The organism is Candidatus Electronema sp. PJ, from assembly GCF_048287395.1.
GTDB lineage: Bacteria > Desulfobacterota > Desulfobulbia > Desulfobulbales > Desulfobulbaceae > Electronema.
Genome location: NZ_JBLWEO010000072.1, coordinates 1 through 22,676, shown reverse-complemented (window position 1 = coordinate 22,676; position 22,676 = coordinate 1). Strand labels below are relative to the sequence as shown.

Annotated in this window: 21 protein-coding genes and 1 tRNA gene; 18 read left to right on the top strand and 4 right to left on the bottom strand. The window is 54.0% G+C overall.

The genetic code is table 11. From position 1 onward, the window contains the following. Positions 1-254: 254 nt before the first annotated feature. Positions 255-1,244: a LysR substrate-binding domain-containing protein gene (locus tag ACNKIB_RS11910; protein WP_417910783.1), complete on the top strand. Its 990-nt coding sequence runs from the start codon at positions 255-257 to the stop codon at positions 1,242-1,244. A gap of 333 nt (positions 1,245-1,577) precedes the next feature. Here the strand turns inward: ACNKIB_RS11910 and ACNKIB_RS11905 are convergent, their stop codons facing one another. The 3 genes from ACNKIB_RS11905 to dusB form a co-directional block, all read right to left on the bottom strand. After that, a complete protein-coding gene (locus tag ACNKIB_RS11905) occupies positions 1,578-3,350 on the bottom strand; it encodes a tetratricopeptide repeat protein (RefSeq protein ID WP_417910782.1) in 1,773 nt (590 codons plus the stop codon). A 477-nt stretch (positions 3,351-3,827) separates the two neighbouring features. Beyond that, positions 3,828-4,889 (bottom strand): type IV pilus twitching motility protein PilT, encoded by a 1,062-nt coding sequence (locus tag ACNKIB_RS11900; protein WP_417910781.1) that lies wholly within the window; start codon positions 4,887-4,889, stop codon positions 3,828-3,830. A gap of 93 nt (positions 4,890-4,982) precedes the next feature. Next, the gene (gene dusB / locus ACNKIB_RS11895; protein WP_417910780.1) at positions 4,983-6,236 is read right to left on the bottom strand and encodes a tRNA dihydrouridine synthase DusB; all 1,254 of its coding nucleotides are present in this window, start codon (positions 6,234-6,236) and stop codon (positions 4,983-4,985) included. Between dusB and ACNKIB_RS11890 the strand changes: the two genes are divergently transcribed. From ACNKIB_RS11890 to ACNKIB_RS11825, 14 genes are all read left to right on the top strand, one after another. Then, entirely contained in the window at positions 6,195-7,604 is a 1,410-nt protein-coding gene (locus tag ACNKIB_RS11890) for a transglutaminase-like domain-containing protein (protein ID WP_417910779.1), read from the top strand. The two genes, dusB and ACNKIB_RS11890, sit on opposite strands and share 42 nt — an antisense overlap. 98 nt (positions 7,605-7,702) lie before the next feature. Continuing rightward, complete coding sequence (locus ACNKIB_RS11885) at positions 7,703-7,891, top strand: type II toxin-antitoxin system HicA family toxin (protein WP_417910778.1); 189 nt, start codon at positions 7,703-7,705, stop codon at positions 7,889-7,891. 11 nt (positions 7,892-7,902) lie between these two features. Next, positions 7,903-8,292 carry a type II toxin-antitoxin system HicB family antitoxin gene (locus tag ACNKIB_RS11880; protein ID WP_417910777.1) on the top strand — a complete coding sequence of 130 codons (390 nt, stop codon included), beginning with the start codon at positions 7,903-7,905 and terminating at the stop codon, positions 8,290-8,292. Positions 8,293-8,320: 28 nt separating this feature from the next. Then, on the top strand, positions 8,321-9,097 hold the full coding sequence (locus ACNKIB_RS11875) for an ABC transporter ATP-binding protein (RefSeq protein WP_417910776.1): 777 nt from the start codon (positions 8,321-8,323) through the stop codon (positions 9,095-9,097). A 6-nt stretch (positions 9,098-9,103) separates the two neighbouring features. Beyond that, a complete protein-coding gene (locus ACNKIB_RS11870; protein ID WP_417910775.1) occupies positions 9,104-9,940 on the top strand; it encodes a metallophosphoesterase in 837 nt (278 codons plus the stop codon). A gap of 475 nt (positions 9,941-10,415) precedes the next feature. After that, positions 10,416-12,059 (top strand): putative ABC transporter permease subunit, encoded by a 1,644-nt coding sequence (locus ACNKIB_RS11865; protein ID WP_417910774.1) that lies wholly within the window; start codon positions 10,416-10,418, stop codon positions 12,057-12,059. A gap of 179 nt (positions 12,060-12,238) precedes the next feature. Continuing rightward, positions 12,239-13,159: an ornithine carbamoyltransferase gene (gene argF / locus ACNKIB_RS11860; protein ID WP_417910773.1), complete on the top strand. Its 921-nt coding sequence runs from the start codon at positions 12,239-12,241 to the stop codon at positions 13,157-13,159. 108 nt (positions 13,160-13,267) lie between these two features. Then, positions 13,268-14,017 (top strand): hypothetical protein, encoded by a 750-nt coding sequence (locus ACNKIB_RS11855; RefSeq protein ID WP_417910772.1) that lies wholly within the window; start codon positions 13,268-13,270, stop codon positions 14,015-14,017. Positions 14,018-14,083: 66 nt separating this feature from the next. After that, a complete protein-coding gene (locus ACNKIB_RS11850; protein WP_417910771.1) occupies positions 14,084-15,280 on the top strand; it encodes an argininosuccinate synthase in 1,197 nt (398 codons plus the stop codon). 2 nt (positions 15,281-15,282) lie between these two features. Further along, entirely contained in the window at positions 15,283-16,698 is a 1,416-nt protein-coding gene (gene argH / locus ACNKIB_RS11845) for an argininosuccinate lyase (RefSeq protein WP_417910770.1), read from the top strand. An 8-nt stretch (positions 16,699-16,706) separates the two neighbouring features. After that, positions 16,707-17,498 (top strand): hypothetical protein, encoded by a 792-nt coding sequence (locus tag ACNKIB_RS11840; protein WP_417910769.1) that lies wholly within the window; start codon positions 16,707-16,709, stop codon positions 17,496-17,498. Positions 17,499-17,586: 88 nt separating this feature from the next. Continuing rightward, positions 17,587-17,985 (top strand): hypothetical protein, encoded by a 399-nt coding sequence (locus tag ACNKIB_RS11835; RefSeq protein WP_417910768.1) that lies wholly within the window; start codon positions 17,587-17,589, stop codon positions 17,983-17,985. 49 nt (positions 17,986-18,034) lie between these two features. Continuing rightward, the gene (locus ACNKIB_RS11830; RefSeq protein WP_417910767.1) at positions 18,035-20,002 is read left to right on the top strand and encodes a tetratricopeptide repeat protein; all 1,968 of its coding nucleotides are present in this window, start codon (positions 18,035-18,037) and stop codon (positions 20,000-20,002) included. 117 nt (positions 20,003-20,119) lie between these two features. Beyond that, positions 20,120-20,422, top strand: coding sequence for a hypothetical protein (locus tag ACNKIB_RS11825; protein ID WP_417910766.1), 303 nt, complete (start codon positions 20,120-20,122; stop codon positions 20,420-20,422). A 47-nt stretch (positions 20,423-20,469) separates the two neighbouring features. Here the strand turns inward: ACNKIB_RS11825 and ACNKIB_RS11820 are convergent, their stop codons facing one another. Then, a complete protein-coding gene (locus tag ACNKIB_RS11820) occupies positions 20,470-20,715 on the bottom strand; it encodes a hypothetical protein (RefSeq protein ID WP_417910765.1) in 246 nt (81 codons plus the stop codon). A gap of 180 nt (positions 20,716-20,895) precedes the next feature. On the opposite strand from ACNKIB_RS11820, the gene tpiA reads away from it, so the two are divergent. The 3 genes from tpiA to ACNKIB_RS11805 all read left to right on the top strand — a co-directional run bounded on the left by tpiA (position 20,896) and on the right by ACNKIB_RS11805 (position 22,287). Then, entirely contained in the window at positions 20,896-21,651 is a 756-nt protein-coding gene (gene tpiA / locus ACNKIB_RS11815; protein ID WP_417910764.1) for a triose-phosphate isomerase, read from the top strand. Next, complete coding sequence (gene secG, locus ACNKIB_RS11810; protein ID WP_417910763.1) at positions 21,648-22,178, top strand: preprotein translocase subunit SecG; 531 nt, start codon at positions 21,648-21,650, stop codon at positions 22,176-22,178. Before tpiA ends, secG begins: the two co-directional genes overlap by 4 nt. A 24-nt stretch (positions 22,179-22,202) precedes the next feature. Beyond that, positions 22,203-22,287 (top strand) — tRNA-Leu (locus ACNKIB_RS11805). Positions 22,288-22,676: the final 389 nt, after the last annotated feature.

Below are 22,676 nucleotides of genomic sequence, written 5' to 3'. Positions count from 1 at the left end.
CTGCGGAATATCGCCTCGTATAACTTAAAACACAGTGCCGCCTGCTCGTGCAATGTTTTTTTCACCTCATGTTGCTAGAGTGCAGTATCTTGGTAGAATAGCCGCTCACAGAGAAAAAATAATCTTCAGAGCTGCTAGCGGCTTTTTATCTTGACAGTAAGGGGGCATTGCAACTACATACCAGACAACATCAGCAGCAGGCATAGAGAATCAGCAAACATCAGCTGCCCAAGCAGGCGGCGACAGGAGTAAGCATGGCCATCACCCTCAGGCAGTTTGAAATTTTCATTGCGGTGGCAGAGACCACCCAAGTGACCAAGGCCAGCAAGATGATGTTCCTGACCCAATCAGCGGTCAGCATGGCTTTAGCAGAACTGGAGAGCCAGTTGGGAGGCCCGCTTTTTGATCGGCATGGCCGCAGTCTGCTGCTCAACGACCGAGGCCGCTATCTCCTGCCCTTAGCGAAAAAGATCGCCTTCCAAGTCAAAAATATCGAATCACTGCTGATCGAAAATAAGGAATCCGTGGCCGGTTCGTTGGAGATCATTGCCAGTTCTTCCATTGGCAATTATGTCCTGCCCTATCCAATCGGCCTGTTTATGCGGATGCACCCAGATGTGCGGATCAATATGCTGGTAGCCAATACCCAACAGGCAGAGCGATTAGTGGCCCAAGGGATAATGGATCTCGGTTTTGTCGAAGGAAGCGTGACTGACGAGGCCGTGCAGCGGACACCTTGGTTTGTAGATGAACTGCGAGTCATCGTCAGTGCCTCTCATCCCTTGGCAGACCAGGATGTTTTCCGTATCCCAGATGATTTGGAGAAAACCAACTGGGTGTTGCGCGAGGAAGGCTCAGGCACAGCCGAGATTTTCAAGACTAGGTTGGGTAATCACGCGGCCCTACTGAATGTCGTCACGCGAATGGGGCATACCGAGGCCATTAAAAAAGCAGTGGAGGCAGGCGTTGGCGCATCTTGCCTGTCTGAACTGACCATCTGCCGAGAAACCGAGCATGGTTGGCTGAAAAGCCTGGCTATCGAGGGCATCAGCACCCGGCGACAGCTCTCGATCATCCAGCATCGGGACAAGTTGAGCACTCGCTTGATGGAAGAATTCCTCCGCTTCTGCGGTATGATGGCTGAATGCGGCCTAAGTCGGGAATATTTGTCAACACCACACAGGTTAGACGAGCTACTCCAGCAGGCAGCGGGGTTAGCAGCCGGTGAGTCCCGCCTTGAATGAGGTTTTTCCTCGGCCAACAATTTTGAGTGCCAGGTTGTAACCAGCTGTAATCAGCTGACAACGAAGTCTGGCAAGATGAACAAAGATTGTGACCAAGTACAAGCCGTGTTTGGCTGAGTGACAAAAGGTTGCGGCTCGGCAAGAGAAGGTTGTTACTCGGCAACAACTCTTTGTAGCTTAACAAGAACATTTTGTTGTTCGGCCACAACCTTCTTTTGCCAAGCAACAAAGAGTTCTGGCTTGGCTACAAACCTTTGTCAGCAGCTGGGCAACGAGCAAAAACCGGGCCAAAACCTGCCAAACCGCCTCGCAGGGACATTTTGCGAAACGCCCTTACTGCCCCGCCATCTTGCGTTTCAGGTCATCGTAGTCCTTCTGGCAGCCGCTGATGCGCGAATGCCCGGCAGGGAGTTTTTCCTGCAAGATGGACAGGGCGCGTTGGTACAGCGGCTCTGCTTCCGCGTATCGTCCTTGGTCGCGGTAGAGATCGGCCATGATGCGCAGGGTAGTTGCCACATTAGCATGGTCTTTACCGAGCTTGTCCTCACGAATTTGAAGAGCGCGATGAAGCAGCGGCTCTGCTTCTGCGTATTTGCCTTGAAGTCGGTAAAGTTCAGCGAGAGTGTTCAGAGTGACAGCAACGTCTGGATGCTCCTTGCCAAATGCTTTCTCAGTTATTATCAGATCGCGCTGAAATAGGGACTCAGATTCTTTGAACTTTCTTTGCTGACGATACAGTATAGCGAGATTGTTTATAGTTACAGCTACACTTGGATGCTCTTTACCAAGAACAGCTTCCTTGATAGCAAGAGAGCGAAGATACAACTCCTCTGCTTCTATATATTTTTCTTTTTTCCTGTTTAATGTAGCAAGATTACCAAGACTTTCTGCTATATAAAGATGCTCTTTGCCGAGATGTTTTTCTCTTATTTCAAGAGAGCGTAGATGTAGCGATTCCGCTTCGGCAAGACAATCTTGCCCAGAACGAAATACGCCAAGGTCATTCAACGTCTGCGCCACGCTCAGATGCTCTTTGCCAAAAGCCTGTTCCTTCACGGTAAGAGCACGCAAATACATCGGCTCCGCTTCAGCATATTTTCCTTCCCGCCAATACAGCACAGCCAAGCCATTCAGCACATCCGCCACATCAGGATGCTCTTTTCCAAGAGCCTGTTCCTTCACCGCAATCGCTCGCAGGTACAACGGTTCCGCTGCCGCGTATTGCCCCAAGTCTTTATGCAGCAAAGCCAGCTCGTGCAGCGCGTCGCCAAGCGCGGCATCATTTTTCCCCTCCGCCTCCCGCAGTTCCAGCAGCCGCTCCAGCCATTCCTGCGCCTGCTTGTACTCCGCGAGCTTGCGGGCCATCTTCCCAGCCGCCAGCAAATAGTCTGGGTTGTCCTCCTCCAGCGTCACCGCCTTCTTGTACATGCGCATGGCCTTGGCGAAATCCACGCGGCCTTCAGCCAGCTGCCCGCTTTGGTAGGCGGCAAGGGCAACTTGCTTGCCCTCCTTGTCCACTACTTCATCAAAAACCTGCTCTGCCTCTGCGGGATTGTCTTGCAGGAGTTCGGCCTGCGCTTGTTTGATCCGCTCTTCCGACAAAAGGCCCTTCACTTGCTCCAGCTTCTTGCTGGTCTCCTCAAGCAGCCGCTGTTTTTCCTCATAGCTCTTCTGGAGATTAGCCAGTTTTCCCTGCACGGCCTTTAGCTCCTGCTCCAGCAGATGCCGCCCTTTGTCATCCATCACCGCGCCCGATGCCTGCAAAGCCAAAAGCTGCTGTTCAACAATCCGCAGCCGCTGTTCATGCAGCTCGATTCCTTCAGCCTTGTCTTTCACCGGATTTGACCCGGATTCTGGCTGCCAGCTCTGGATTGCGACGGCGGCAATACCCAGTATGGTAATCGCTGCGGGAATCCAAATGCCCTGGTCGTCTTTGGCGGGGTAAATTACAACAAACATGACCAGCAAAAGCGCGAGGAAAGCCACGTGCTGCATTCTTCCGCGCTTTTTCACCTGCCGGAGCAGCAGGGCAAGAACAAGCAGGCCGCCGCAAGCCAGCAGCAGTGGTTGCTGATACTGGGTCATCCAGACGCTTATCTCATTCACAGCTTCCTCCTTCTTCTCCATTGCGCAGATCCACTCCTTGCGCAGCAGCTTTCCAACGTCCAAAAACAGCTTTTACACGAGTGAATGGAGCATTCAGACGTGTAAATACTCCGTTCACTCGTCTGTTATCAGCATTTACATGTCTGAACGGAGAATTTACACGTTTGCTAGGAGCTTTCCAAGGTCCAAAAGCTCCATTCACTCGTCTATTAGCAGCATTTACATGTCTGAACAGAGCATTTATACGTTTGCTAGGAGCTTTGCAATGTCCGAAAGCTCCGTTCACTCGTTTGTTAGCAGTATTTACATGTCTGAATAGAGAATTCACACGTATGAATGCTCCAAACAAACATCTGAATGGAGCATTGCAACGAGTGAAAACGCCTTTTTTACGAAGGGAATCTCCTGGAATATGAAAGGAATCGCTGACCAATCCTCACCAACACACTCACACTGGTCGCCAACCTCCCTGCCGAGTTAGGCTTTCGGGGCAAAGGGCTTGAGCAGCTCTTTTTTATCGACGTTAGCCAAAGCAGTTTGATAGCTAATCTTGCCTGCTTGGAGCAGCTCCATGATCGACTCATCCATGAGTTTCATGCCAACCGAGCGACCCATCTGCATGGTGGAGCGAATCTGGAAGGTCTTGTTGTCTTTGATCAGATTACCGATGGATAGGTTGCCGATTAGGACTTCAGCGGCCATGTGCATGGTTGTGCCGTCGATACCAGGAAGGAGCCGCTGGGTGAAAACCGCTTTCAGCGACTCACTGAGCATGGCCCGGATTTGGTTCTGCTCGCCTGCGGGGTAGGAGTCGATGATTCGGTCAACGGTCTTGGGTGCGCTGGAGGTGGAAAGGGTGCCAATCACCAAATGGCCGGTTTCGGACGCGGAAATGGCGAGTGAGATCGTCTCTAAATCGCGCAATTCGCCGATGACAATCACGTCTGGGTCTTGGCGCAAGGCTCCTTTCAGGGCATTAGCGTATGCCATCGTGTCCCGCTTGATTTGCCGCTGATTCACAGCCCCTTTTTTCAAGGGATGGATAAACTCAATTGGGTCTTCGACGGTGAGGATGTGGTGGGAATGATGGCTGTTGATGTGATCAATCATTGAGGCCAGGGTGGTGGTCTTGCCGTGGCCGGTTGCGCCGGTGACAAGGATGATGCCTTGGTGGTTTTCCAGGATTTTATACATCACATCCGGGATGCCTAGCTCTTTGAACGAGGGAATTTTGCTGGGAATGACCCGGAAGATGCAGCTCATGCCGTTGTTATGGAACATAGCACTGCCACGAAAGCGGCCCAGCCCGTCAATCTCGTAGGCAAAGTCTAATTGCAGCTCGTCGCGGAGGATGTGCTGCTGTTCTGGGGTGAGAATTTCGAGAATTACCTTGCGGCAACTCGCATCAGTGAGGGCTTGGCTTTTGAGCCGGATCATTTTACCCAGTCGCCGCACCATGAATGGCTCGCCAGGGAGCACGTGAATGTCCGATGCCTTGAGATCAACCGCTGCCTTGAATACCTTGTCTAATATCGCCATAGAAGTACTCCTGAAAAAAGGTCAATAAGCCTACTCTACCATAGTCAGTGGCTGAAGGAAACGCGGCTTATGGAAAAAAAGCAGCCAAGATTGTTAGGCAAGCATTGCCTTCTTCTTGAGCACTTTTTCTATCTCTGCCAAACTGTCGCTGCCAATGATTTCTTGCCGGATTGCAGCGGCTCCAGGCAGGCCGCTGAGAAAGCGGCTGGCGTGATTCTTGATGCGAAAGTGGAGTCGCTCGGTATCCAGGTGCTGGTCAGCCAATTCCAGATAGCGCAGAATGACTGGCAGCCGACCAGCCAGCGTTTCTGGAATGCCGCTGGGCTGGAAAACCCAGGGATTACCCAGTGCAGCCCGGCCAATCATCACGGCATCGCAGCCAGTTTCCTTCATCATCGCTAGGCCGTCTGCATAACAGAGGATATCGCCGTTGCCAATCACCGGGATGGAGACCGCCTGCTTCACGGCAGCGATGACGCGGCGATCAGCTTTGCCACCAAACTGCTGCGCCCAGGTGCGGGCATGAATCGTCACTGCCGCAGCTCCGGCAGACTCGCACATCCGGGCAAAATCAGGGGCGCAGATCGAGGCATCATTCCAGCCGCTGCGGAATTTCACCGTCACAGGCCGGTCGGTGTTGTTGACTACCGCCCTGATAATCGCCTCAGCCTGCTGCAAATTCGCTGCTTTCATCAAGGCAGAGCCAGAACCTTTCTTTACTACCTTGGGTACTGGGCAGCCCATGTTGATATCCAGGATATCAACCGGCATGGCCGAGACCAGAGCTGCTGCTCGGCCCATGCTCTCTGGTTCACTGCCAAAGAGCTGCACTGACCAGGGCCGTTCTTCCGGCACGGTCTTGAGCATGGCGAATGTTTGTTTCTGGCCATAGAGCAGACCGTGACAGCTGATCATTTCCGAGACCGTCAAAGCTGCTCCCTGTTCCCGGCAAACTAAGCGAAAGGGCAAATCAGTGTAGCCAGCAAGCGGCGCGAGAAGAAAAGGGTTGCTCAGGACGATTGGGCCGATGGTGATCATCTTGTTCAGTCTGGTTGCTAAGAGAGGAGCTGAAGGAATTGCGGTGCGGCAGCATTGTAAACGGTCTGCGCGTTTTGCCCAGAGAAAAGCGCGGGGCGCAGATTGCCCAGCAACGTGGAGCAGCGCAAGCGCAGCCGTCTTTCTGCCAGGTTGACGGCCATGCCGCTCTGCGGTATGCTTCTTCTGTATCCTCGCTGCAACTTTATCCATCACCTGGCCATGACTTTCCGTCTTTTTAAAACAGCTGCTATTTTTTGCTGGCTCCTCTTGCTGCTGCTCTTGGTGCGGCGGGATTTCTTTGTCGCGCATCTGGAAAGCGGCGAGCAGGCTGCGTTGGTTCTGCAAGCAAGATATCAGCAGTATTACGGCGTGCATCTTAATGGCAGGCGCATTGGCTACGTGATGGAAGATTTTCGTCCTGTTGATAAGGGCGGCTTTCATATTCGGCAGCAGGCTGCGCTGAAGCTCAAGGTGATCAACACCGTCCAACCGGTGAACATGGAACTGAACGCCGAACTGGACAGCGCAATGCGCTTGCAGAGTTTTCAGTTTACCTTTGCCTCACTTTTTTACAGCACCAAGGCTGAAGGAAAGACCGAAGGCAACACGGTGCATTTCTCCTTACAAACAGGGCAAACGGTCATTAAAGACTCCATCACCCTGCCAGATAAGCCGTTGCTGCCGCTCAACCAGCGGGCTTATTTGCTCGCCAAGATGCCTAAAGAAGGCGACAAGCTGAAGGTGCCCTTTTTCGATCCGTTTTCCCTGAGCCAGCGCGAATCAGTCATCACCTACAAAGGTCGGGACAAGGAACTTATCGGCGGACGGGTGTATAATCTGCATGAGTTTACAGAAACCTACTCTGGAATGAACACCAGCTTCTGGCTGGATGAGGAAGGCAAGATCATCAAGGAGAAGTCGCCTATGGGTTTTGTCTTTGAGGCAGAGCCAAAGTTCAAAGCAATGGATGTTATCGACAGCGGCGATGAGTTGCTCGCCGCAGTGGCGGTGAAGTATTCCGGCCCCCTTCTACCAGAGAACAGTCGTTCGGCTGCCTATCGGCTGCAATTCCCCAAAGAGGCAGAGGTAGAACTGAATGGCGGACGGCAACAGTTTGCGGACGGCAAACTGCTTATCAGTCAAGAGACTTTTCCGCCATCTACCGCCGTTGGCGAGCAGGATGCGGCCTGCGCTGAGGAGAAGTATCTGCGGCCTAGCCGTTATGTCCAGGCCAATGATGCCAAAATCCTTGCTCAAGCCAAAGAGATCGTGGGTAAGGAGCTTGATCAGGCGAAACAGGTCAAGTTGCTGACAGATTGGGTGTATAAAAACCTCGAAAAAAGGCCGGTGATCGGCCTACCAGATGCTGTTACCACCTTAGCCAGCCGTATCGGCGACTGTAACGAACATGCAGCTCTGTTTGCCGCCTTAAGCAGAAGCCTAGGCATTCCAACGGCAATAGCTGCTGGCGTGACTTTGCAGAAAAACGCCTTCTATTATCACGCCTGGAACGAGGTTTGCCTTGACGGACAATGGGTCAGCCTTGATACGACCGTCAAGCAGCTGCCTGCTGATCTGTATCACATCCGTTTCACCCGCGCTGATGTGGAAGGACAGATTGCCATCGGCGGATTACTCGGTAAGCTGGAGATTGAGATTTTGCCGCTCCAGAAATAATTGGTTCAGTTGCCCGCCTAAATAAATGGGTGGCTGAGACAATAGAACAAGGTGTCAGTTCTCATCAACTAACCCGTGCATGAGCATCGCCTGATGTGATGGACAGCAGGAATATCCTCAAGCTCTTGAAAAAGGCAGGTTGGATTCATATCCGCACGACAGGCGACCATTGGCATTTTCATCATCCGGCACGAGCTGGAATAGTTACGGTTCCACATCCGAAGAAAGATATTCCTGTCGGAACCCTTAAAAGCATTGAACGGCAAGCTGGAATACGATTCACATAAGGAGTCCATTCATGACTGCATATATCGCTGTGGTTCACAAGGATCTTGCAAGTGATTTCGGCGTGTCCTTTCCAGATTTCCCAGGCTGTATTTCTTCGGGAACGAGTCTTGAGGAGATTAGGGTGCTGGCTACTGAAGCTCTGGCAGGGCATATTCGCACCATGATCGAGTTTGGCGAAAAAATACCAGCTCCGTCAAAGATGGAGGACATCGTTGCTGATCCAGACTATCGTGATGCTGCGGCATTTCTGGTCATCAATGTTCCTGTCGCGCAACCGAAGAAAGTGCGTATTGCGGTCACATTTCCTGAAGAAATGCTTTATCAAATTGATGCGGCAGCAAAAAAAAGAGGCATGTCACGCTCTTCCTTTTTAGCTCATGCGGCTCAAAGCGCAATCTGATCTTTGCCAAGAGGAAAAAAGAAAATATATGCCCCCCATTCTCCAAATAACCAACCTCTGTAAATCATTCGCCGACTTCACTGCTGTGAACAAGATCAGCTTGGAAGTTGCCGCAGGGGAAATCTTCGGTTTTCTTGGCCCAAACGGAGCTGGCAAGACCACAACGATCAAGATTCTGGCGGGCTTGTTGCAACCAGACAGCGGTTCCGTGCTGATCAATGGCCATTCCTTGTCTGAGCAGCCTCTTGTCTGCAAGCAGGACACAGGATACGTCCCTGACCGGCCTTGGCTCTTCGAGAAACTCACGGGCAGCGAATACCTCAAGTTCATTGCCAGCCTGTATCAGCTGCCTGTGCAGCGATTCAAGACAGAATCACAGAAACATTTGGAGCTATTCGACCTCAGCGCGTGGCAAGATCATCTAATCGAAAGCTATTCCCACGGAATGCGCCAAAAGTTAATCATGACTTCCGTGTTGATGCTGGATCAGCCGCTGATGATCATTGACGAACCGATGGTTGGCCTTGATCCCAAGTCAGCGCGAATCGTCAAAGAGTTGTTTAAGCAAAAGGCAGCCGCAGGCACAGCCATTTTTCTCTCCACGCACTCTTTAGAAATCGCAGAGGAACTTTGCCGCCGCATCGCCATCATTACCAACGGCACCTTGCGGATCGTTGGCACGATGGAGGAACTGCGCAACCAGGCAGGCAAGACCGAGCAAGGCATCAATCTGGAAGAAATTTTCTTAGAGCTAACCGGAGCCTGGGAAATGCAGCACGTAATTGCCGCCCTGAAAGGCCAATAACTGGGTATGAACAGAAGAACCTTCCTGCGCTCGACTGGTTATGTCCTGGCTACGGCACTTGCAGGCACTTATTCGGTTTTTATTGAACGAAACATTGTTGTTGTCAACCGATACACCATTCCCATTGCCAATCTGCCGCCTTCCTTTCACGGATTCACCCTTGCCCATCTGACCGATCTGCATTTCGGGCCGCTGGTCTCTCCTTCCTTTATCCAAGATGTAGTGGCAGAAACGATGTTGCTTCGTCCTGATGCCATAGTGTGCACTGGCGATTATGTCCATGCAAAGAACACCACGACGGAGATTGATCAAGTCTGGCCAATCTTAATGCAATTAAAGGCAAAGCACGGCGTATTCTCTGTCTTAGGCAATCATGATCATTGGGCAGATACGAACAGATCGCTGTACTGGTTGGAACGGAGCGGGCAAAACCTCAGGCACCAATGCAAAGCAATTACCAAAGGCAAAGAAAGAATCCTGCTTGGCGGGGCAGGTGATTATTGGGAAGATCAATTAAAGATCGACCATCTTTTTGCCAGCACCGATGATAAGGAATGCCGAATCCTGCTTTCGCACAATCCCGATTCTGTTGATACCCGCTTCAAAACACCAGTGGCACTGGTCTTGAGCGGCCATACACATGGCGGACAAGTAGTGCTGCCTTTCTTTGGTGCGCCGGTACTGCCAGTTCAGAATAAGAAATATTCCAGCGGCTTGATTGTCACTGAAAAAACAAAGTTGTTTATCAGCCGGGGTCTAGGTTGGACCATTTATCCAGTGCGTTTCAATTGCTATCCAGAAATTGCGCTGTTACAACTTGTTAATCCCGCATTAACTGCTTAAGAGCAGGCTTTCTCTGTCGCAAATCACGCTTACTTTGCGACGCGGCACGCTTGCTTTGTCTCTCGGCAAGCGTGACTTGAGGCAAAGCACGCTTCCTTTGCGACGCGGCACGCTTACTTTGTCTCTCGGCAAGCGTGACTTGAGGCAAAGCACGCTTGCTTTACGACGCGGCACGCTTCCTTTGCCTCTCGGCAAGCGTGACTTGAGGCAAATCACGCTTGCTTTATGACGCGGCACGCTTACTTTGCCTCTCGGCAAGCGTGACTTGAGGCAAATCACGCTTACTTTACGACGCGGAACGCTTCCTTTGTCTCTCGGCAAGCGTGACTTGAGGCAGGGAAAACAGCCCGCGTGACATTGCACACAAGCAAGGCCACGGTTGAAGCTGGCCAAGCAGAAAAGAAAAGACGAAGTATTACGCGCTCAACACGCCGCAAACCAAAGCAACCAGAATCGAACCTAGAGGCAAAACATCATGCTCCTCTTTCACCCTTTTTTCTATAGTATCCGCAATCGCTTTTTCCGGGGCAAACAGAGTTCGTTGCGTACCACAGCGGTCCTCGTTTTTGGCGCAGTGCTCTTCATAGCCCTCTATTTGGTAAGCCTGCGGGTGATTGGTTATTTTCATAGTCAGAGCGAATTAGGCATTATTCTCAGCTTGAGAATATTTGACATGGCCTGGATGATCATGTTCGCGATGTTGATTTTTTCCTCAATGGTCTCTGCGGTGTCTTCTTTGTATCTTTCTTCGGATAATGAGATCCTGTGCAGTGCCCCAATTAAAGAAGAGCAGCTATTCCGAATGCGTTTTGTGACCTCGGTTCTCTATACCTCCTGGATGATGGTTATTTTCTCTTTGCCAGTGTTCGGAGCCTATGGGACAGTGTTCAAAGTCGATTGGTTGTATCATCTGCTCATGGCCATAACGGTTCTCAGTACGGCCTTAACAGCCAGTGGCATTGGCTTGGGCGCAACCATCCTGCTTGTCAAACTCTTTCCTGCCAAGCAGACCAAAGATATTGTGGTTTATCTCTCCCTGCTCTTTGGTATTTTGCTCTATCTGGTGATCCGTTTGCTCAAGCCAGAGGATTTGGTTGATCCAGACAAATATCCTGACTTCATTGATTACCTTTCGAGTTTGCAAACACCGGGTTTTGCCTTGTTGCCACCTTCTTGGGCCAATCTGCTCCTGGGTGGTTATCTGCAAAATCAGACGGTAGATTGGCTCGCTATGGGGCTACTCTTACTCACGCCGCTGATGCTGTTTTGGGCCGGAGAAGAGTTGATGCGACGTTTCTTCTTTAACGGCTTGAGTAAGGCCCAGGAGTCATTTGGTGGCTCGCGCACCTTTGGTGACAGAGGGTATCGGCCCTCGCCTTTGCTGCGCATCTTCCATAAAGAGGCCAAGCTCTTTCTTCGCGATTCAGCAGAGTGGTCGCAGCTCTTTCTGGTCGGAGCGTTAATCGTGGTGTATCTGTATAACTTTAAGGCACTGCCCCTTGACCGCTCGCCCATGCCAACAGAATATCTTACCAACCTGATTGCTTTTGCCAATATCGGGCTGGCTGGCTTTCTTGCTACTTCGCTGGCAGCACGCTTTGTCTATCCTGCCATTGGTGCAGAAGGCCCGGCCTTTGCGGTGATCCGTTCTTCGCCCCTACCTTTGCCGAAATATCTCCTCTGCAAGTATCTTTTTTATTGTCTCCCATTTACCCTGGTCAGTTTGTTTTTAATCATTGCCTCGAATGCCTTACTCCAGATCACTGGCCCGATGTGGTGGGTTTCTATCGGGATGAGTTTGGTGATTACCTGGAGCGCACTGGCTTTGGCTCTTGGCTTTGGCGCGATATATGCTGACTTTAAGATCGAGAGCAGAGCAGCAGTGCAGGGCAGCTTTGGCGTGATCCTCTTCATGTTCATCAGTCTGGCAATGGAGCTGCTGATGTTGGTTATCGGCTTTAGGGGCAACTATCGTTTGCTGCGTTTTTGGCTGCGCGGCTATGAAATTGACCCGTTCGGCGTGCTACTCTCCATTGCTACCTTGGCTCTTATCGCCTTAATTGGCACGCTTTCCTCCTTCTTCTGCCTGAAAAAGGGGTTAAGGAGTTTGGAACAATAAAACCTGTTCCTTTTCCCCTTTGCACAAGAAATGATCAATGAAAAGCAAATTTACTTTGCAAAACCGCTTTTTTTCTTATATCAATAGTTTTTTCGGCTGCACAGCCTTGCGCTGCCTTAGCGCGGGTTAAGGCACTGGCCCTGCGTAGCCTGTTTTCAGAACATCGAGATCTTTCTATCATGAGCAACCATTTGTTAGCGTTACAAGACTTTACCCCGGCCCAGCTCCATTCCTTCCTTGACCGGGCAGCAGTATTGAAAAAAGAGACCGCTTCCAGCCTTCGCCATCAGCAGTTGGCTGGTAAAAGCATCTGTATGTTGTTTGAAAAGCCCTCAACACGCACGCGGGTCTCCTTTGAAGCAGCGATGTACGGCTTAGGCGGTCAAGTTATTTTTATGCAAGCGCGAGAAACCCAGTTGGATCGAGGTGAACCGCTGAAGGATATGGCCCGCGTGCTTTGTCGCTATGCCGATGCCTTGGTAGTACGCACATACGGCCAGCAGGTAGTAGAAGAGCTGGCCCGTTATTCAGAAGTGCCAGTGATCAACGCCTTGACTGATCTGCATCATCCTTGCCAAGTCCTCAGTGACTTGATGACGGTGATTGAGAAGAAAGGCGATCCAAAAAAGCTGAAGATCGTCTGGCTTGGGGACGGCAACAATATGGCCAATTCATGGATTCAGGCTGCTGCGGTGCTGGGCTTCTCCTTGACGTTAGCTTGCCCAGCAGGCTATGATCCTGATCCAGTGATCCTGGAGGCGGCCCGGAAGATCGCCGCGCAGCCCATCACTTTGTTGCGTGACCCAGCAGAGGCAGTGCAAGGGGCAGATGTGATCAACATTGATGTCTGGACTTCAATGGGCAAGGAAAAGGAGAAGGAGAAGCGGTTAGCTGTGTTCCGTCCTTATCAACTCAACGCGGCCTTGCTGGCGCAAGCGGCAAAAGATGCTATCGTCCTCCACTGTCTGCCTGCGCATCGGGATGAGGAAATCACCGAAGAGGTGCTGGAAGGGCCGCAGAGCGTGGTCTTTGATCAATCTGAGAACAAGATGCACATGCACAAGGCTATTCTCGAGGCTTTGATCTGCGGTACAGTTTGAGCCGCATTGCACATGACCTCCGGTCTTCTCCGCAAAGGTTTCCCATCATACCGCATAAAGGATGGGAAACCTTTTTTCCTATGTTAACAAGTTGATATTTGATGGACAATGGCTCGCAATCCAAAAATAGAACACATAAAAGCCAAAGTACGTACACGTGGTGATCTCAGAGAGGTCGGGACTAAATATCTTTCTCGTTTGTATCCCATCGTGCATCATATGCACGAAGTGCTTCGGCTTCACGCGAATGATAAGGCTTCTATTCAAACGAGCATTCATCAATATGTAATTACACTTGCCAGTCATCTGGAAACTTTCTTTCGGGATGTATTTCGGTTTGCACTTGAATATGACGTAGCTTTTTTTGATAGAATCCTTAAAGAGCATCGTCTTCGACTGCCAGCCGATGGCGACCTATCACAGCAAGGTGTTACTCGTTATGACTTTGTCGCAGAGACAATGACATTACAGAGTTCAGAATCAATCGCTAATATTTTTGATTCTTTCTTCTTGCCAGACGGATTTCGCTCATTTATCGAAAACACACAGTGTGTTTATGGAGTCCCCTCAAGGTCAGCAGTAACGCAAGGGTTTCCTCTTTCAGCGTTTCCAAGTTGGTGGCAGGATTTTACTCAAATCTTTGAGCTGAGACATGAGTTAGTCCATGACGCAAATTCAACATTGTATATTGAACGCCAGCTCATTGCTAGACTGGAATCGTTGGCCGTGATTTTGCCTCAATACGTGGTATTGATGTTGTTAGATCGTTTTAATAAAAAAACATACAAAACGGATAATGTCCCAGCCATTTTTCTTGTGGAAGATTTCTTGGCTAAGGACTGGTATATTGTCCCTTAAGCAGCACCATTTTAATATTCTATGCGACAGACTAATTCGTTTGAATTACTTTACCAAAACAAGATCATGAACGTGAACAAAATCGTGCTCGCCTATTCAGGCGGCTTGGACACCTCAGTTATTCTCAAGTGGCTGGCAGAGGAGTACGGCTGTCCGATCATCGCTTATTCGGCAGACGTGGGCCAGCAGGAGGACTGGGACGCAGTGCGGAAAAAGGGCATGGCCACCGGCGCGGAGAAGGTGATTGTCTCCGACCTGCGCGAGGAATTTGCCCGCGACTACATCTTCCCCGCCTTCCGCGCCAATGCGATTTACGAAGGCTCGTACCTGCTTGGCACCTCGCTGGCCCGCCCGCTGATCGCCAAAGAGCAGGTGCGCATTGCGCAGCAGGAAGGCGCGGATGCGGTCAGTCACGGCGCAACTGGCAAGGGTAATGATCAGGTGCGCTTCGAGCTGACCTATCTGGCCCTCAATCCCAAGCTGAAGATCATCGCCCCGTGGCGTATCTGGACGCTGAACTCCCGCACCAAGCTGATGGAGTTCGCCGAAACACACGGCATTCCGGTGCCGACCACCAAGAAAAGCCCCTACAGTTCGGACGAGAACCTGCTGCATATCAGCTTTGAAGGCGGCATTCTCGAAGACCCGTGGAATGAGCCGGAAGAGTCCATGTTCAAGCTCTCGGTCTCACCGGAGAACGCGCCTGACCGCCCGACCTACATTGAGCTGGAGTTCGAGCAGGGCAATCCGGTGGCTGTTGACGGCGAGCGGCTTTCCCCAGCAGCTCTGCTGGCCAAGCTCAACAAGCTCGGCGGCGCGAACGGCATAGGCCGTCTTGACATGGTGGAGAACCGCTTTGTCGGCATCAAGTCGCGCGGCGTGTATGAGACACCCGGCGGCACCATTCTCCGGGCCGCGCACCGCGATTTGGAAACCATCACCCTTGACCGCGAGGTGCTGCGTCTGCGTGACAGCCTCGTGCCGGAATACTCCAAGCTGATCTACAACGGCTTCTGGTTCTCGCCGGAGATGAAGCTGCTGCAAGGCGTGATGGATGAAAGCCAGGCCACGGTCAACGGCACGGTGCGGCTCAAGCTCTATAAAGGAAATTGCATTCCGGTCGGGCGCAAGTCCGCCAACTCGCTCTACTCTGAGGCCCACGCCACCTTTGAGGCCGATCAGGTCTATAATCAGGCCGACGCGGGCGGCTTCATCCGGCTCAACTCCATGCGCCTTCAGATACAGGCCCTGAACCGGAAATAGCAATGGCTGATCAGACACATTGCCCGAAGCAGCAGTGCTCCGGCAAGCTCTGGGGCGGGCGTTTTGCCGCGCAGACCGCCGCCTCAGTGGAGAGCTTCACCGAATCGGTCAGCTATGACTGGCGGCTGTACCGGCATGACATCATGGGTTCCAAGGCTCATGCGAAAATGCTGGCCAAGCAGGGCTTGATCAGCGGCGAGGAGCGGGATGCGATCATCGCGGGCTTGAGCGAGATTGAGGAGGACATCCGAGCGGGCCGCTTTCAGTTCCGGGTGGAGCTGGAAGATATTCACATGAATATCGAAAAGGCTCTGACTGAGAAGATCGGGGCTGCGGGCGAGAAGCTCCACACCGCCCGCAGCCGCAATGATCAGGTGGCCCTTGACATCCGCCTCTATCTGCGTGATGAGGCGGCAGAGCTGGACAAGCTGCTGGCTGAGGTGCAGCGGGCCTTTGTCCGCCAAGCCCGCGCCAATCTCGGCGTGATCATGCCCGGCTACACCCACATGCAGCGGGCGCAGCCGGTGCTGCTGGCGCATCATCTGCTGGCCTATGTGGAGATGTTTGGCAGAGACCGCGAACGGCTGGCCGACTGTCTGAAGCGGCTCAATGTGCTGCCGCTCGGCGCGGCGGCTTTGGCGGGCACTGGTCTGCCGATAGATCGGGATTTCGTGGCCAAGGAGCTGGGCTTTCCGGCTGTCACGGCCAACTCGATGGACACCACCGCTGACCGCGACTTCGCCTTGGAGTTCCTCTTCTGCTTGAGCGTGACGCAGCTTCACCTGAGCAGGATGGCGGAGGAATTTGTCCTCTGGGCCTCGAAGGAGTTCGGCTTCATCAGCATCGGCGACCAGTACTGCACCGGCTCCTCGATCATGCCGCAAAAGAAGAACCCGGACATTCCTGAGCTGATCCGGGGCAAGAGCGGTCGGGTGGCGGGCGCACTGGTCTCTCTGCTGATGACCATGAAGGGCCTGCCCATGACCTACAACCGGGACATGCAGGAGGACAAGGAGCAGCTCTTTGACGCGCTCGACACGGTCAAGGCCAGCCTGAGCATCACTGCCGAGCTTTTAGCTAACAGCATCTTCAACGGCGGAAGGATGCGGGAGGCCACGCACGGCGGCTTCATGACCGCAACAGACTTGGCTGATTACTTGGTGAAGAAGAACCTGCCCTTCCGGCAGGCACACCGGGTGGTGGGAGAAATTGTTGCCTTCTGCCAAGAGCGTAATATTGAGCTAACTGAGCTGAGTCTGGCTGAAATGCGCCAGTTCTCCGCGCTGATTGACGACGATGTGTTTGCAGTCCTTACCGTGGAAGGCTCGGTCAACAGCCGGGTCTCTGCTGGCGGCACCGCCGGGGTCAGAGTTGCTGAGGCCCTTGCGCGTGCGGAACAACAACTGGGGATAGCATGATGAAAAGTATGACGACTGTTTTGCGCAGCCTTGGGGCTGCTGCGCTGCTCCTCCTGACCGGCGGCTTGACTGGCTGCGGCTACAAGACCCTGCCGGTCGCGCCGTCGGCCATGATTCCACGGCCTGTGACCGACCTCAGCTATGAGCTGACCGGCAACGGTGCGGTGCTCCGCTGGACGTTCCCGGATCGCACAGCTTCCGGCGAGAAGCTGACTGAGCTGGACAGCTTCCAGCTTTACCGGGCCGAGGTGCCTGTGGAGGACTACTGCGAGACCTGCCCGATTCCCTTTGCTGCGCCCATCACTGTGGCGGGTGGCAGCCTGCCGAACAAAGGCAGCCGCCAGGGAAGCTGGGAGGACGCGCCGATGCAGCCGGGCCGCAAGTACTTCTTCAAGCTGCGCAGCCGCACCGGCTGGCTGTCCGAGTCTGACGACTCCAACCTGATCACCTTTGTCTGGGAGAAGCCGTCAGCCAGACCAAAGCAGGAGGCAGCCCCTGCCGCAGCAGTTGACCGCACGCCGCCGCAAGTGCCGAGCAATGTCACGGCTGCCCGCACTGCGTCCGCAGTCAAGGTGTTCTGGGATGCGGGCGAGGACAAGGACTTGGCCGGGCACAAGGTCTATCGCCGCGTTGGTGAGGGCAAGCCGGAGCTGCTCGGCGAAGTCAAGGCACCGTACAATCTCTACGAGGACAAGAATCCGCCCGCGAAAGAGGTCAAGGTCTTCTACTCGGTCAGCAGCTTTGACCAGAGCAGCCCGCCCAACGAGAGCAAGCCGTCTGCCGAGGCCAGCCTGAGGTGATTTCTGCCTAAGGTGCAGGGTGCTGGCAAGGGTCACAGTCCGCTGTGGCCCTTTTTTTCAGACAATCATCATGAGCAAGGAGCACAGCATGGATCCGATCACAGGAGCATTGTTGGCAGGGGCGGCACAGTTTGCTGCTACGGAAACCGCGAAAGCAGTCATCAAGGATGCTTATGAAGGCTTGAAAACCAAGGTGAAGCAGTGGTTTGTTGAGCGCAAGAGGCCGGACGGAGAGATGGCCTTAGCCATGATTGAAAAAGAGCCGGAGGGATGGCAAACTGCCTTGGCTACCAGCCTAAAGAATTCTGGCGCAACAGGCAACAAGAAATTGCTCCAGGCGGCACAGGCATTGATTCAGGCCATAGAGGAGAGCGGCACGCAAGGCCGCCTCAATCTGGCCAAGTACCAAGTGGATGCGCGAGGGGCTAACGTGGGCGTAATCGGCGACCACGTCAGCATCGCGAATCAGACTGTGGGTGGGAAATAAGCGTGCATTGTAGGGGCGGTTCGCGAACCGCCCCTACGGGAGGAGCACTATGAGCGACCAGCCCAAGCATATTGACGCACGCGGTGCCAATATCGGCGTTATAGGTGATCATGCAACGATTCACCACCACTACTCCCACACCACCCAAGGCATCCCGCTGCAACGTCCTCCCAAGGCCGAGCACTTCAAAGGCAGGGATGAGGTGCTGAACGAGCTGCTGCCTTTGCTCCAGCCGGGCAAGGCAGTCACGCTGTGCGGGCCGGGCGGCATGGGCAAGACCGCTCTGGCCGCGCAGGCCGCCTGGACGCTGGCTCCTGGCAAGGATGTGCCTGACCGCTTCCCGGACGGCATCATCTTCTACTCGTTCTACGGCAAGCACTCTGTAGAAGAGGCCATTACCCACATCGTGCGCAGCTATGACGAAGCGCAGCAGGACACCAGCTTTGCTGCTGCCAGCCGTCTGCTGGCGAACAAGCAGGCCTTGCTCATCCTTGATGGGACGGAGGAGGCCGATAACCTCAAGGCTGTGCTTGATCTGCGCGGCACGTGCGGGGTGCTGATCACCAGCAGGAAGCGGAGCGACGCGCAGGCTGACCGCCTCGACCTGAAGCCGCTGGACGAGCAGCCCGCAGCGGAGGTCTTCCGGTTGTACAGCGGCGTTGCGGCGGATGACGCGGGCGTGCAGGGCATCTGCAAGCTGCTGGGCGGCTGGCCGGTTGCCCTGCGGATTGCGGGGCGGTATCTCAGCACGACGGGCGAGAGCGCGGCGGACTACTTGCAGTGGCTGGAGCAGGAGCCGTTCAAGGAGCTGGCGGGCGGGCAGCATCAGGAGGAGAATGCGGCCTTGCTGCTGCGGCGCAGCGTGGATGCGGTGAGTGCTGATGCCCGCCTTGCGCTGGGCTTGGCGGGCTGCTTGGCCTTTGCGCCGATAGCCCGCGAGCCGGTAGCGGCCATTCTCGATAGTGACGAACGCCGCGCCCGCGCCGCCCTGAACGAGCTGGTCAATTATGGCCTGCTGGAGAAGCGCGAGGAACGCTGGCAGATAAGCCATGCGCTGGTGCATACCTACGCCCGCAGCGAACTGGTACTGAGCAGGGAGAGACTTGCGTGGTTGGCCATCTATTATATAGACTTCTGCCGGACACAGAGCGAGGCTGGACTCACCGGATACGCCTGCTTGGATAAAGAGCGGGCGCACTGCCTGCGGCTGATTGAGAGCTGCTTGGCAAGTGGGCTGTGGCAGAGGGTGCAAGGCTTAGTGAGGGCAGTCGACATCTATTTAGAGCGGCAAGGCTGGTGGACAGAGGAACTGGCTGCCCTAAGCATGAGACTGATTGCCGCCCAACAGGCTGGCGACCACAAGGATGAAGGGGAGTGCCTGAACGACCTTGGCTACACCTGCGAGAAGCGCGGGGAGCGTGAGCAGGCGTTATGTTGGTATGAGCAAAGCCTGCTGATACACCAGCAGCTCGGCGACAGGAAGGAAAAAGGCACAACCCTGAACAACATGGCCATGATTTACTGGCAGCAGGGCAAGCACGAGCTGGCCTTACAGCAGTATGAGCAAAGCCTAAGCATAGCGCGGGAGATCAGCGACCGGACGGGAGAAGGCATGACGCTGAATAATATCGGCAGGCTTTATTATGACCAAAAAGATTACGAGCAAGCCTTGCAGTATTTTGAGCAGAGCCTGCCTGTCAGTCTGGAGGTTGGCGATAAGATCGGGGAAGGCGCAACCTTGAACAACATTGCTACGATCTATCGTGCGCATGGCAACCCTGCCAAGGCGTTGGAGTATCACGAACAAGCCTTGGCGATAGCGCGGGAGCTGGGTGACAGGGCTGGAGAAGCTAACCGCTGTTGGAACTTCGGCCTTACCTACGAAGATATGGGCGAACTTGCTAAGGCGGAAGAATATATTGCACGCGCCGGGCAGATTGCAAAGGACATCGGCCATCCTTCCTTGGAGAAATACCGCAAGGGCTTGGCACGGGTGCGGGCCGCGCGGCAGGGGTAATCGTCGCTGCTGCATGACGAGCGCAGGTTGCCGCGTATGCGCTTCCTCATACGGTGCGTATGCGCCTGGGCATATGCCTCGTATGCGCCTCGGCATACAGAGCGTATGCCGAGGCGCATGTTTCAAGGCACAGATTGCCTGCCAGAACCCGCTGCGCCTGGCGGAAAATTCCTGCGCAGGCTCCTTCGTATAATACGGCAAGGCAGCAGGCCGCTGGCGTGGAATGAGGCCGAACGCCGCAAATTGGACAACGGCGTGTGGATCCCATGGCAGATCATCGGCACAGCGGTCAGCACGAGCGTCGCGCTGTCCGGCCAGCCGCACGGCAACACGCTGGAATACCGCATCATCGCCATCAACAGCGCGGGCGAAAGCCTGCCGAGCAACACCGTGATTTTCCTTCGCCGCCGGTTTCAGTAGCCGAGCTGCGCAAGCCAGTTCAATGGAATTGAGGCACCTTGGGCAGCTCAGTCTTCAAAAATAACCCGCAAGTCAATGCTGAGGTTCTGATCTTCAAGGATGCCGTCGTGATGCAGCTTCACTGCGCCGCTGGTCAGCACGGCAATCGTGTGCGCCAGCGGCTGCACAATCCACACTGACTGAATTCCGGCGGGAAGATAGACCTGCTGGGCTTTCTCGTACAGCTCCAAGGCCTGCTGCGTCGGGGGAAGCAGCATGGCCGCGATGGCGGCATGGGCGTAGCTGGGACTCATGGCGGTCTCCAGAACAGTCTTCTTGAGCTGCCGCTTGTTTTCGGTTGCCAGCGGCGCGGTTATGCCATATCATAGTTCTTTTAGCGAAAATGTCCATCTGGACGTTTCTCGGCAGCAAAGACAGGCTGTCAGCAATTGAAAATAACAGGCAGCCGTTGCGCCGTTCTTTCGGAGGAAAAGATGACCAGAACACCGCTGATTGCAGGCAATTGGAAAATGTATCTGACCAAGGCTGAGGCCGTTGCCTTGGCTTCGGCAGTGGCTGCGGCCAGCAAAGGGCTGTCTGACCGCGAGGTGATGATTGCCCCGCCCTTCACCGCCTTGGCCGCAGTTAAAGAGGCTGTGGCTGGCTCGCCGGTCAAGGTCGCGGCCCAGAACGTGGGCTGGGAGAAAGAAGGGGCCTTCACCGGCGAAATCTCGCCGCCGATGCTTTTGGATATAGGCGCGGAGATGGTTATCATCGGCCACTCCGAGCGGCGGCATGTTTTCGGCGAAAGCAGCGCGATGATCAACCGGCGGCTGCGGGCGGCCTTGCAATTCAGCCTGCTGCCTATTTTGTGCATCGGCGAAACTTTGGCCGAACGCGAGGCGGGCAGCACCTTCACCGTGGTTGAAGAGCAGCTCGCGCAGGGCTTGGCTGACGTGACTGCCGCGCAGATGGACAGTGTGGTCATCGCCTACGAGCCGGTCTGGGCCATAGGCACCGGCAAAACCGCCAGCAAGGAGCAAGCGCAGGAGGTTCACGCCTTCATCCGCGCTGTTTTGAGCCGCTTGTATGAAAAAACACTTGCCGAGCGCGTCAGAATACTGTATGGTGGCTCGGTCAAACCGGAAAACGTTGACAGCCTCATGGCCCAAGCCGACATCGACGGGGTTTTGGTGGGCGGCGCATCGCTCAACGCCGGGGCCTTTGAGCGGATTATCCATTTTCAATGACAACACTGCTGATTATCATCCACGTTATCGTCTGCTTCTTCCTGATTGCCATTGTGCTCTTGCAGCATGGTAAAGGAGCGGATGCCGGAGCGGCATTTGGCGGCGGCTCAAGCCAGACGCTCTTCGGAAGCGAAGGCCCCCTGCCGCTGCTGAACAAAATAACGACAATTTCCGCGATAGTCTTCATGGCCACTTCGGTGACGCTGGCCTATCTTTCCGCGCACAAAAGCACCGGCTCCGTAATGAGCCAGCTGCCCGCGAAAGAAGCCGTCGCACCGGAGAAAAAGGAAGCCCCGGTGACGATCCCAATGCCGACGGAGCAGCCAGCCGCGAAGACTGAAGCGAAACCGGCGGTAGAACCTGCTCAGAAAACAGTTGAGCCGTCTGCTCTAAAGCAAGAGCAGGCCGCGCCTCCAGCTGAAAAAGCTGCTGCACCTGTTGAGCAGAAAGCCGCACCAGCGGCGGTAGAACAACAGACTCAGGCCGCTACGCCAGCGGCTTCCGAGCAGCAGAAAAAGGCAGAATAAAAAATCGCGCATACGACTTTGTGTGCCGAAGTGGTGGAATTGGTAGACACGCTATCTTGAGGGGGTAGTGGGGATTCCCGTGTCGGTTCGAGTCCGACCTTCGGCACCATTTTAACAAAATAGCAGGGCTTTGATATTACTAAAAAATATCAAAGCCCTGTTTCTATTTGCGGGGCTTTTGTACAAACTGATGGTACAAAGTGGCCGCTTCCTACCTTGTTAAAAAGGCTGACACGTATTACTTTCGCCATAGTCTTCCCGCAACCACACGGCAAAAGAGAATTCCTCAAGTCCTTGAAGGTCAGCAGGAAGAGCGAAGCTGTGAGCCTTTCTAGAGATCTGAAAATCATATTTGACCTTATTGTCCTCACTTGGGAGGGTTAAAACCCCCACCTTCAGGTGGCAGCTTCAGCGGAACTTAGGTTAAGCTGGGAGCATGGAAACATATAATCATGGCTCACATGCTGTATTTTCAATACATCTGCGCTTGGCGTGGAT

What these genes read in the sequence shown, in the direction of transcription:
- argH (WP_417910770.1), top strand. Translation starts at nt 15,283, where the DNA reads ATGGCTGATCAGACACATTGCCCGAAGCAGCAGTGCTCCGGCAAGCTC.
- argF (WP_417910773.1), top strand. Translation starts at nt 12,239, where the DNA reads ATGAGCAACCATTTGTTAGCGTTACAAGACTTTACCCCGGCCCAGCTC.
- ACNKIB_RS11825 (WP_417910766.1), top strand. Translation starts at nt 20,120, where the DNA reads ATGTTTCAAGGCACAGATTGCCTGCCAGAACCCGCTGCGCCTGGCGGA.
- ACNKIB_RS11910 (WP_417910783.1), top strand. Translation starts at nt 255, where the DNA reads ATGGCCATCACCCTCAGGCAGTTTGAAATTTTCATTGCGGTGGCAGAG.
- ACNKIB_RS11855 (WP_417910772.1), top strand. Translation starts at nt 13,268, where the DNA reads ATGGCTCGCAATCCAAAAATAGAACACATAAAAGCCAAAGTACGTACA.
- ACNKIB_RS11875 (WP_417910776.1), top strand. Translation starts at nt 8,321, where the DNA reads ATGCCCCCCATTCTCCAAATAACCAACCTCTGTAAATCATTCGCCGAC.
- secG (WP_417910763.1), top strand. Translation starts at nt 21,648, where the DNA reads ATGACAACACTGCTGATTATCATCCACGTTATCGTCTGCTTCTTCCTG.
- ACNKIB_RS11900 (WP_417910781.1), bottom strand. Translation starts at nt 4,889, where the DNA reads ATGGCGATATTAGACAAGGTATTCAAGGCAGCGGTTGATCTCAAGGCA.
- ACNKIB_RS11850 (WP_417910771.1), top strand. Translation starts at nt 14,084, where the DNA reads ATGAACGTGAACAAAATCGTGCTCGCCTATTCAGGCGGCTTGGACACC.
- ACNKIB_RS11840 (WP_417910769.1), top strand. Translation starts at nt 16,707, where the DNA reads ATGACGACTGTTTTGCGCAGCCTTGGGGCTGCTGCGCTGCTCCTCCTG.
- ACNKIB_RS11880 (WP_417910777.1), top strand. Translation starts at nt 7,903, where the DNA reads ATGACTGCATATATCGCTGTGGTTCACAAGGATCTTGCAAGTGATTTC.
- tpiA (WP_417910764.1), top strand. Translation starts at nt 20,896, where the DNA reads ATGACCAGAACACCGCTGATTGCAGGCAATTGGAAAATGTATCTGACC.
- ACNKIB_RS11830 (WP_417910767.1), top strand. Translation starts at nt 18,035, where the DNA reads ATGAGCGACCAGCCCAAGCATATTGACGCACGCGGTGCCAATATCGGC.
- ACNKIB_RS11870 (WP_417910775.1), top strand. Translation starts at nt 9,104, where the DNA reads ATGAACAGAAGAACCTTCCTGCGCTCGACTGGTTATGTCCTGGCTACG.
- ACNKIB_RS11835 (WP_417910768.1), top strand. Translation starts at nt 17,587, where the DNA reads ATGGATCCGATCACAGGAGCATTGTTGGCAGGGGCGGCACAGTTTGCT.
- ACNKIB_RS11820 (WP_417910765.1), bottom strand. Translation starts at nt 20,715, where the DNA reads ATGAGTCCCAGCTACGCCCATGCCGCCATCGCGGCCATGCTGCTTCCC.
- ACNKIB_RS11865 (WP_417910774.1), top strand. Translation starts at nt 10,416, where the DNA reads ATGCTCCTCTTTCACCCTTTTTTCTATAGTATCCGCAATCGCTTTTTC.
- ACNKIB_RS11885 (WP_417910778.1), top strand. Translation starts at nt 7,703, where the DNA reads ATGGACAGCAGGAATATCCTCAAGCTCTTGAAAAAGGCAGGTTGGATT.
- dusB (WP_417910780.1), bottom strand. Translation starts at nt 6,236, where the DNA reads ATGCGCGACAAAGAAATCCCGCCGCACCAAGAGCAGCAGCAAGAGGAG.